A 9,902-nucleotide genomic window follows, 5' to 3' on the forward strand; every position below is an offset into this window, starting at 1 on the left:
CCAGCGACAATCTCGAAAGCCCGATCGCGCGCGCCTGTCTGCGCAGCCTCTATGGGGATCTTGTCCGTGGCGACTGCGAGGCCATGACCTTCAAGGCCTTCACCGACTGGACCGGGCTGAAGCTCACCTCCGAAGAGGGCGTGCTGCTCGATGAGCTGCCCCCGATCCAGCGGTTCTTGAACCGGGTTCTGGCCCTGCCCATCGACATGCAGAATGCGCTCTTTGCCGAGTTCATGGACAAGATCGAAACGGCGACCGACCGCGCCCGTGCTACCGGCACGCTCGATGTTGGCCTCGAGATCCTGCGCGGAGACCGCATTACCGCCGGGGAGCCGCAGGAGCTGCGCCGCTGCGAGGCGACTGGCCAGGTCACCTCACTGGTGCCGCTCACCATCGAAAACGCCCTCAACTATGCGACGGCTGACGACGTTCTGGAAAATCATCCACGGCTATCGCCGATGAGGAACGCCGCCTCGGGCTCTGTTGCCCTGATCAGCCCGCGCGCGCGACAGGTCTATGACAGCGATGGCGATCTCAGCTTCGAACGGCGCATGGTGCGGCCTGCGAAGAAGGGGTACCTGACCGAGCAGGAGTTTGAGCGCTCGAACTGGGAGTCTGTCAGCATCGAGGCTTTCCGTTCCGCATGGAATGCGGAGGTTGCCGGCCTTCCGGACTCTGAGATCCGCCAGCTGCAGCTCCTGACCGGGCTCATCCTGCCGATCTGGACCAGCATCCCCGGTGATAACACCCGGATTTACCGGGTACAGCCGGAGAACGGCCCGGCCTTGCTTGGCCGCGCGCTGCAGGAGGATCAGGCCGCCACCCTCAGAGGCCGCTTCATGAAACTCGATGAGGCGAGCAGCCCGGAGGATCTGATGCGCATCGTGCTCACCACCGACCGCGCGGTCGATCTCGGCAATGGGCACAGCCTTCGCAAGCGCCGCGTGGCCGGCCGGGACAGGCTGGAGCTCTCCGGGGTTGCCCGCGAGACCCTGCCCTGGCTCAAGTCGCTGGGGTGCTTCACCGAGATCCACCAGTACCAGCTGCGCGTGTTCCTGCCCTGGCAGGAGGGGGAGGAAGCTACAGCACTTGCGGCGCTCACCCGGATTGTTGGCCAACAGGGTGGCCAGTCCGATGCCATCGCGGCCGAGTGATGTGGTAGCCGTTCTCACCCTCTGGCTCACCGGCCCCCAAGAGCTTCCAAATGGCCGGGCAACCTGACTTGGACCTTCATAAACTCGGTGGAGAGCCTGAAACGCCGGCCATCAATGGTGCAAGGCGCTTTGGTCCAGGTGGATAACTGACGGCATATTGTGCTGATTGTTAGGGGCCATCCGAATTATTTTGGTCTCCACATCCCGCAATCAATGCGGCTTTGGGATCGTCTCACTGATCAGCTCGCTCCGGATTGGTTGCGCTGTAAATCTTCAGCACATTCGGCTAAGGTTCCAATTACTACTTGAGCGCGAAAGGTGGCATGATTTTGCCACCCGCAATTCCCATGACGCGGTTGGAGAGAGCAACGACGGAGCTATGAGACCTCGCTAGTCCTTGCACCACCTCCCCGCAAGCCCACTGGGAGTCAGATTAATGACCATAGAAACGCTTCGTAATTCGATTTTTGCTTTGCTTGCGGTATCAGTCACCGCCTGTTCCAAACCATATCAAACGCCAGAAATCGATGGCGCCGGATACAAGGGCATCCTCGCGAGTTTCCAGGAACATAACGTCAATCGCATTCGGGTTCTTATGACCCACGGGATGTGCTCCGAAGGCAAGAACGAAAAATGGGCAATGGGGCAGGCCCAGCTGCTTTCCAATCAGTTCGGCGGTGGCAATCTCGTATCCCGCGGCAATAAGGATTATGGAGGCGACGACGGTCCGGTCGTGCAGCGGTTCGACTTCCGTTTGAATGGCGAAAACAAGACGATCGACATGACCTTCCTCGCGTGGGGGAAGAGTATCGACAAGCATCGTAAACACATCGATTTTGACAATAAGCGCAGGCGCGATGACCCAGGATCCCCGATCCGGGCCAGCCTAAATCACGAAGTCCGGTCGAGGTTGATAAATGAGTGTCTGATCGACGCGATTGTCTATACCGGACCAAACGGTGACAAGATCCGCGCCAGTATGCAGGAAGCCGTCTGCGATGTGCTTGGAGGCGCAACGTTTGGCAAATCTGTTTCGAAAGCGGTGGGTGAGCGCACCCGATGCCAATTGTCGTTGCGCGCCAATGACACCGCCCCGATCTCGTTCATCTCCGTGAGCCTTGGATCAAAAGTTCTGTTCGATGCGGTGCTCGCTCTCGACGACAACCTACGTGGCGCCGCACTGGCGTCCCAGCTACGGGCACTTCAGGCGATCTACATGGTATCCAACCAGCTGCCCATTCTCAGTCAGGCCGATATCGATATCCCGCGCAAAAAGGCTGTGCCTTCAGGAGATACGCTATCGAAATTCCTGGATTTATTGGCAACCGGCCACGGCCCCGAAGAAGAGGAGCAACTGATCGATGTGGTTGCCTTCTCTGATCCAAACGACATCCTCGGATCCCGGGTGAACGAAAAATTCATCCCCACCAAGCAAACCTCGGTAAAATACGTGCTGACAAACGTCCTCGTCTCCAAGGATTGGACCTATTTCGGTGTGTTCGAAAACCCGGTTATTGCCCATGAGGGGCACAAGAACGGTGAGCCGATCTATCCCTTGATCGTCCATGGGCCTCGATGACGGCGACAAGCCCTCATTCCCAAGTGTGATTTCACCCAATAGGGTTGAATGGCTGCAGGAGATAGTGGGGCAGGTACACGCCGCTTCATCTTCGCGTGCCAGCGGGATTTGGACAAGCCAAACGCCCCTGGCCGTCAGGGGAAGGGGTCTACTCCGGTAGAGGGCAGGATCGTACGTTAGTGTCCGCAAGGGGATCGCTCATCGTTACAGCCGCCCGTCCTATGCAGTTTCCATGCAATCACCCGTTCGTGAGTCTCATATAATCGGTACGATGAAATTCTCAGATGCCCTGCCTTATTCGTACACCGGCCGTTCGACGCACCGCCAATGAATGGGCAAGACGCGGATGGGGTGGATGACGTCTGCACCTGACCGACGCGCAATGCGGCATTGTACAGAAGTCATCTTCTGACAGGAAAGGAGCCCCATCATGGAAGCTACGACAGTAGGATTGGATCTCGGCAAGGATATTTTTCAAGTCCACGGTATTTCGGCCGACGGCACGGTTGTCTTCAATCGTTCGATCCGGCGCAGACAGTTGCTTAAGTGTAACGACCTGCGAACATAATTGGCTCGACCTGCAATCATCGTGATTTTCGGCCCGAATTATTTGCATCTATCGAAGGGGACAAACCCGAATTATCTGCGAATGAACCCACATTATTTGCAACCAGCCTGCAATCATCGGCCCGAACCCAGATTACGTGCGAACGGCAGTCCGGTAGGAGAGCTTGGCATGCTTGGGTTGAAAGATTGCAGCGCAGCAATCGCCGTTCGCCGCACGGGTCGTGAACTCAAAAGACGCGGACATTGCCAACTTTCGCTGCATGCGTCCGAATGGCAGTGAAGGACGGTCAGTTACGAATTTGAACTATTGGATCGGGTATCGCGAAGGAATTCTGCAAACAGTCTTTTCGAGCCGGTCATGATATCCGGGCGCCACACTGCCATTGTCTGTAACTGCTCAAAAACATCCTCGAATTCGAGGACAGCCAACCCCGGAACAATCGAATTCCGGACGCTGTCTGTCAGGATGGTCACGCCCATGCCGCTTGCCACCAATCCCAGGATACCTGCGGTGTTATACGCCTCTTGGACAATCCTTGGTTCAAACCCAGACCTGCGGCAGAGTGGGAAGAGGTAGGCATAGAATTGCTGCCAGTCTTTCGAGGACCCATGTACGAAATCTTCGCCCGATATCTCCTCCAGTCTGATCGACTTGCGTACCGCAAGCGGATGAGCCTCGTAGACAACACAGACGAAGGATTCCGACTGGATCGGACATTGCTCATACTCTGATCGGTCGATCGGCCCTGTAACAAAGCCAAAGTCCAGAACGCCCTGATCCAGTTTTTGCAATTGCGTGGTCGTAACATCATGGTGAGGCTGCAGGACAATGCCTGGTTGCTGATCTTGGAATGCCTTTAGCTGGCCCGGCAGAACGCCCGATATTGCCGTGTCCGTATACCCGATCCGCAAGGCGCCGATCTGGCCCTGGTTGACCCGCCTAGTGTTCTCGATGACATGTTCAACGGAATTGACAATTGTCAGGCAGCCCTCGAAAAAAGTTTCCCCGGCAGTTGTGATTGTGACGCTTCGGTTAGAGCGATCAAACAGCTCCACGCCAAGTTCCTTCTCCAGGTATCGAATGGCGCGGCTGAGAGCGGGCTGGGCAATGCCCAACCGTTCAGCCGCGCGCCGGAAATGCAATTCCTCTGCCACGGCAATAAAATAGCGAATATGTCTGAGGCCAAATTTCATGATGCCCTTATGGCATCAATTAGTACTCAACTGATATTATCCAGACAACGAAAATCATGCCATCCTTGCGGGACAATTAGATAACAACACCCAACATGGAGAAACCTATGCCCACACTAGGCTTAAAATCAATCGTGGCATCCGCGCTCGCGTTGGCTGTCACCGGATCGGTGGCTTTGGCTGCTGATGTCACGATCAACCTTGGTTATGCCACAGCCGAAACCAGTTCCTACGGCACCATCGCCACCAAATTCGAAGAATTGGTCGAGGAATACACCGGCGGGAGCATCGACGTCAAAATTCGTTGCTGCGCTCAACTGACGACCGAAGACGAAGCTTTCAAGGCAATGCAGCTTGGCACAGTGGACATGTACATCATAACGATGAACAATGTTTCGCCGCACTTTCCATTGATGGATGCGTTCGTGCTGCCCTATATCTTCCAAAACAAGGAACACGCCTATAAAGTTCTGGAAGGTGAAGTGGGGCAGAGTTTCGCCACTCAACTGCAAGAGGCCACCGGGGTGCACCTGCTTACATACGGCGTTGTCGGCGATCGCGATTTCTTCAACTCGCGCAACCCGATCACCAGCATGGCGGACATGGAAGGAATGAAGATCCGCGTTCCCAAGAACCAGGTGATGCTCGATACCTTCACCGCCTTTGGTGCCGCTCCGATTCCTCTGCCCTGGGCGGATACGCCGACGGCCTTGCAAACCCGCACCGTTGATGGTGGCGATGCCGGTACACCGTTCGTAAAATCGCAGAAGTTCTATGAATTCATGCCACATTTCACGGCACTGGAGCACTTCAACTATTTCTCGCCACTTTTTGCCAGCGACAGGATCATGGGCAAACTGGACGATGCCCAGCGTGATGCCGTGATGCGCGCTGCGCGAGAGGCGGGTATCTATCAGAAAGAGGTTGTCTCGGCTCAGGTCGAGGAAATTCGCACGTTCCTGACCACCGAGGGCGGAATGACAACGGCAGAAGTCGATAAATCCGACTTTATAAAGGCCGGTCTGAGCGTTCAGGACAAATACGCTGAAGAGGGCAGTGAAGAGTTCAACGCGCTGCTGGCCGCGATCCGCACCGCAGCCGAGTAAGGCAATTCACAACCAAACAAAGGGCCTGTGGGCACGCGTTCACAGGCCTTGTTTGTCAGCCTTATCTGACACCGGGGGAAACGGTATGCTGTCCAGGATCGACAAACACTTTGAAGAGGTGCTGTGCGCCGTCTTCCTATGCGTCATCATTGGCTCAGTCCTGATGCAGGTGGTTCTGCGCTTTGTCTTTCATTCTGCCGCGGCATGGGCCGAAGAAACCGCAGTCTATGGTATGATCTTTGCCGTTTACCTCGGGGCTACAATGGCCACGCGGGAGCGTGCACATATTCGGATTACGCTGCTGGTCAGCCGTCTGCCGCGTGTTTTACAAATCGCCTGCGTGGTGGCCGCAGATGCCCTGTGGCTGGCCTTCGTGATCTTCATGATCGTGCAGACCACAACCTACACGCAATTGCTGTTCAAGGTGACGTACCAGACCCCGGGTCTGGGGATTGAACAACGCTGGGTGCAGATGTTCATTCCAATGCTGTTTTGCCTGATGCTGTTCCGCATTCTTCAGGTCTATTGGCGCTGGCGTGCTGATGAATTCCGGGGGCTTCCGTTATGACTGATACGACAGATCCGAAAGCCAGCTCGGGCATCGTCCCTGTTGTCGTGCTGGTCGCTCTGATCCTTGGCCTGATCATGGCGGTTGTTGCGGGCGCGAACGGGCCGATCGTAATGGCCATCGTCTTTGTCGTGACCATGGCCATTGGCGTGCCCATTCCGTTTGCTGCCGGTATTGCCACGGTTGCCGGGCTTTACATCGCCGACATACCGATGACGCTGATGGCGCAGGCCGCCTGGACCGCTTTTGAGCCTTTCCCATTGGTGACCATCCCGCTGTTTGTTTTGGCAGGTCAGTTGATGGAACAGGGCGGGATGTCCGAAAAACTCGTCAACATCGCGCAAAAGCTTGTTGGTGCCTATAAGGGCGGTATCGGGCTTGTCACAGTTGTGGCCTGCATGTTCTTTGCCGCACTTTCTGGGTCAGGTCCCGCGACCACAGCCGCGATTGGCTCAATCACAATTCCGGCCATGCAGGAAGAGGGGTACAGATCGCGCTTTGCCGGCGCTATCGCTGCGGCTGCCGGCGCACTTGGCAGCATGATCCCGCCGTCAAACCTTCTGATCATCTTTGCGCTTGTCACGGAAGTGTCTATCCCGCGCTTGTTTCTGGCGGGCATCATTCCGGGCATTGTTCTGGGCCTGATGCTGATGGTTGTCGTCTTCATCATCTCCGTAAAAAACGATTACGGCGGCACTGGCGAAAAATTCCGCTGGGGACCGCTGCTCGAAGCGTTCTGGGACGGCAAATGGGCGGTCATGGCGCCGGTCATTATCTTGGGCGGCATCTATGCGGGCATATTCACCCCATCCGAAGCCGCCGGCGTCGCCGTCGCCTATGGTCTCTTTGTCGGGATGTTCATCTATCGCGGCTTGACCTGGGTGAAGCTGTTTCACGCTTTCAAGTTTACGGCCATCGTCATAGGCACCGTGCTGTTCATTCTTGGCTCGACCAAGGCCTTTGGCCAGTTGGTAACCATTTTCGATATTCCGACAGCCGTGCTGAGCCTGTTTCAGGGTCTGGTAGAGTTCCCATGGCTGGTGATGCTGCTGATCGGTGTGTTCTACATCATCGTCGGCATGTGGTTGGAAAGCATCCCGCAAATCATCATCTTCACCGCCGTGTTTTTTCCGCTGGTAACCAGCCTTGGCATTGACCCGGTGGTGTTCGGTATCTTCACGGTCATGACTTGCGAAATCGGCTTCCTGACGCCACCTATCGGCGTCAACCTGTTCGTCGCGGCACGGATCAGCAAGATAAGCATCGAGGAAATCTCGGTGGGTGTCCTCCCCCTGTTGATCCCCTATGTCGTGATGATCCTGCTCTTGGTGTTTTTCTCGAGTTGGGTGACTTACCTGCCTGACCTAGTCTATGGGCCGATGCGATGACCGTAGACGATGATTTGCCGCTGACCGGTTATGTTGAACAATTGTCGGGGCGGCCCGGTGAAACGCTTGAGTTCAAGGTCTCGTCCAGTTCAGACAGGCCTTTCAAAGTGCGCCTGGTCAGATCCATCAGTGCCGATCCCAACCCAGCAGGACCGGGCATTCTGGAAGAAGACGCCTCGGCGTTCTTTGCGCCTCGTGAGGTCACATCGGTGCACCGCCCTTTCTATCCCGGCTCTTACGGGATGGCGGAGGCCGACATAGCGGCTGAGGCGGGCACGGTGCTGGATTTCGCGGTGACGATCTGCCCGACACAGCGTTGCGACCGCGTACAAAGCGTGTTGAGCTGTGGCGAGATTGATCTTTGCGTCGATGCAAATGGGGCGGCCTGTCTGAGCGCGGGAAAGGATCAGGTCTGTGTTGGCGAGCCGCTGAAACTGCGCAAATGGTACCGGCTCGAAGCCCGGCTTGCCGATGGCACGCTGACGCTGACGCAACAGCTGCTGGGCCGATACGCGACAGAGCCGGTCCGAGTTGTAGGACCGGTTGGCAGTCATGGCCTGAACGACCGACCCACTGTTGGCGCCCGCCTGTCGGACGGGCGCGTCACGCAGCACTTCAACGGCAAAATCGAAGCGCCAGTCATCGAGGCCGACGGAGTAACGCTTTGCGCGTGGGATTTCGCGCAAGGCATGACAAAGACCATGGTGCCCGCTCTCGCAGGCCCTGATCTGGCTCTAATAAATTTTCCTGCCCGTGCCATGACCGGTGCAAGCTGGGATGGGACCGAAATGAACTGGCGGCATCGGCCCGACCATTATGCCGCCATTCACTTTCATCAGGATGATATCTACGACTTCGGATGGGACACCGATTTCACCTTCACCATTCCCGACGATATGCCCTCCGGCATTTTCATCATGCGGCTGGAATGCGACGGGCACCACGAAGCGATCCCACTCTTTGTCTGCCCGCCGCTCGGTCGGCGCAAGGCAGACCTTTGTGTGCTTGTGTCAACGTTCACCTATGCGATTTACGGCAATCACGCGCGGCCCGATTATGACCCTTCATGGCAAGATCGGATAGCCGGGTGGAACGCCTATCCACATAACCCGGCAGAGTACCCGCAATATGGGCTGTCGACTTATAACTACCATTCGGACGGATCGGGCATATGCCATGCCTCACACCGTCGCCCGCTGTTCAACCTGCGTCCGGGCTACATAACTTTTGGCACAACGCTCTGTTCCGGGCTGCGTCACTTTCCCGCTGACAGTCACCTGATCAGTTGGCTGCATGCCAAGGGATTCGAGTATGATCTGGTGACGGACCATGATTTGCACACCCATGGCCATTCGGCGATTGCAGGCTACAAACTGCTCACGACCGGAAGCCATCCCGAGTATCACAGCGAAGAAAGCCTGAACGCGCTGCGTGACTACCGTGACAACGGTGGCCACTTAGCTTATCTCGGTGGCAACGGGTTTTACTGGCGTATTGCGGTCCATAACGTAAACGACGGCATGCTGGAAATTCGCCGCGCTGAAGATGGTATCCGCGCCTGGGCGGCGGAGCCGGGCGAATATTACAACGCATTCGACGGCAGCTATGGCGGTCTGTGGCGGCGCAATGGCCGTGCGCCGCAAGACCTCGTCGGCATCGGCTTTTCGGCGCAAGGTGAATTCTTCGGTGACCCATACCGGCGCGTGTCGGTCGATCCTGATGTCGAATGGGTGTTTAGAGGTATCGAAAGCGATGTCGTCGGCGATTTCGGATATTCGGGCAATGGCGCTGCGGGATTCGAACTTGACCATATGGACGCCCGTATCGGCACACCTGACAGCGCGGTTCTACTGGCACGTTCCGTCACCCGTGAAAGCGGGTTCATGTTGGTGCCCGAGGAACAACTTACGCACCTGACAAATCTCTCAGGTGGAACAGAAGCCGACGCAAAACACGCCGACATGATCTATTGCAGCTATCCCGGTGGTGGATCGGTCTTTGCCACGGGATCCATCACCTTTTGCGGTAGCCTGCCCTGGAATGATTACGACAACGACATCTCGCAGCTACTACAGAATGTGTTTGAGAAGGCGCTGGACTGACGCAGGTCTCGGCTTCCCTAGAAAACGGTTTCCAAACCACAATGTCTGGACTGTGCACATTGCGCCCATTCAAACAAAGCGCAGCATTCGCCGCTTTGGGCTCGTTCGTTGAATCCGCTGCGCTTTGTCTGAACGTCTGGTCTAGAAAGCGAGGGTTTGACATCCGCAACCCTCTTTGTAACAGCATGCCTATGCCATCTGGTTTCCAACCTCAGACCTATGCCGACCCAAAAGACAATGGCGG

7 protein-coding genes are annotated in these 9,902 nt (G+C 56.5%); 6 read left to right on the plus strand and 1 reads right to left on the minus strand.

Going from position 1 to position 9,902, the window contains the following annotated elements:
• Both GOX53_RS28055 and GOX53_RS28060 read left to right on the plus strand, forming a co-directional pair.
• Positions 1-1,154, plus strand: a 1,154-nt coding sequence (locus GOX53_RS28055; RefSeq protein ID WP_171182177.1) for a strawberry notch C-terminal domain-containing protein, incomplete at its 5' end; no start/stop codon positions are given.
• A gap of 436 nt (positions 1,155-1,590) precedes the next feature.
• A complete protein-coding gene (locus GOX53_RS28060; RefSeq protein WP_171182178.1) occupies positions 1,591-2,733 on the plus strand; it encodes a hypothetical protein in 1,143 nt (380 codons plus the stop codon).
• A gap of 858 nt (positions 2,734-3,591) precedes the next feature.
• On the opposite strand, the gene GOX53_RS28065 is transcribed toward GOX53_RS28060, so the two are convergent.
• Positions 3,592-4,494 carry a LysR family transcriptional regulator gene (locus GOX53_RS28065; RefSeq protein WP_171182179.1) on the minus strand — a complete coding sequence of 301 codons (903 nt, stop codon included), beginning with the start codon at positions 4,492-4,494 and terminating at the stop codon, positions 3,592-3,594.
• Between the two features lie 107 nt (positions 4,495-4,601).
• Here GOX53_RS28065 and GOX53_RS28070 point away from each other — a divergent pair, with 107 nt between their 5' ends.
• From GOX53_RS28070 to GOX53_RS28085, 4 genes are all read left to right on the plus strand, one after another.
• The gene (locus tag GOX53_RS28070) at positions 4,602-5,600 is read left to right on the plus strand and encodes a TRAP transporter substrate-binding protein (protein WP_171182180.1); all 999 of its coding nucleotides are present in this window, start codon (positions 4,602-4,604) and stop codon (positions 5,598-5,600) included.
• 85 nt (positions 5,601-5,685) lie between these two features.
• Positions 5,686-6,168, plus strand: coding sequence for a TRAP transporter small permease (locus tag GOX53_RS28075; RefSeq protein WP_171182181.1), 483 nt, complete (start codon positions 5,686-5,688; stop codon positions 6,166-6,168).
• Positions 6,165-7,556, plus strand: coding sequence for a TRAP transporter large permease (locus GOX53_RS28080; RefSeq protein ID WP_254446844.1), 1,392 nt, complete (start codon positions 6,165-6,167; stop codon positions 7,554-7,556). The genes GOX53_RS28075 and GOX53_RS28080 overlap by 4 nt, the downstream gene beginning before the upstream one ends.
• The gene (locus GOX53_RS28085; protein WP_171182182.1) at positions 7,553-9,658 is read left to right on the plus strand and encodes a N,N-dimethylformamidase beta subunit family domain-containing protein; all 2,106 of its coding nucleotides are present in this window, start codon (positions 7,553-7,555) and stop codon (positions 9,656-9,658) included. The genes GOX53_RS28080 and GOX53_RS28085 overlap by 4 nt, the downstream gene beginning before the upstream one ends.
• Positions 9,659-9,902 lie beyond the last annotated feature (244 nt).

Origin of the sequence: Ruegeria sp. HKCCD8929 (genome assembly GCF_013031405.1) — a bacterium.
Lineage (GTDB): Bacteria > Pseudomonadota > Alphaproteobacteria > Rhodobacterales > Rhodobacteraceae > Ruegeria.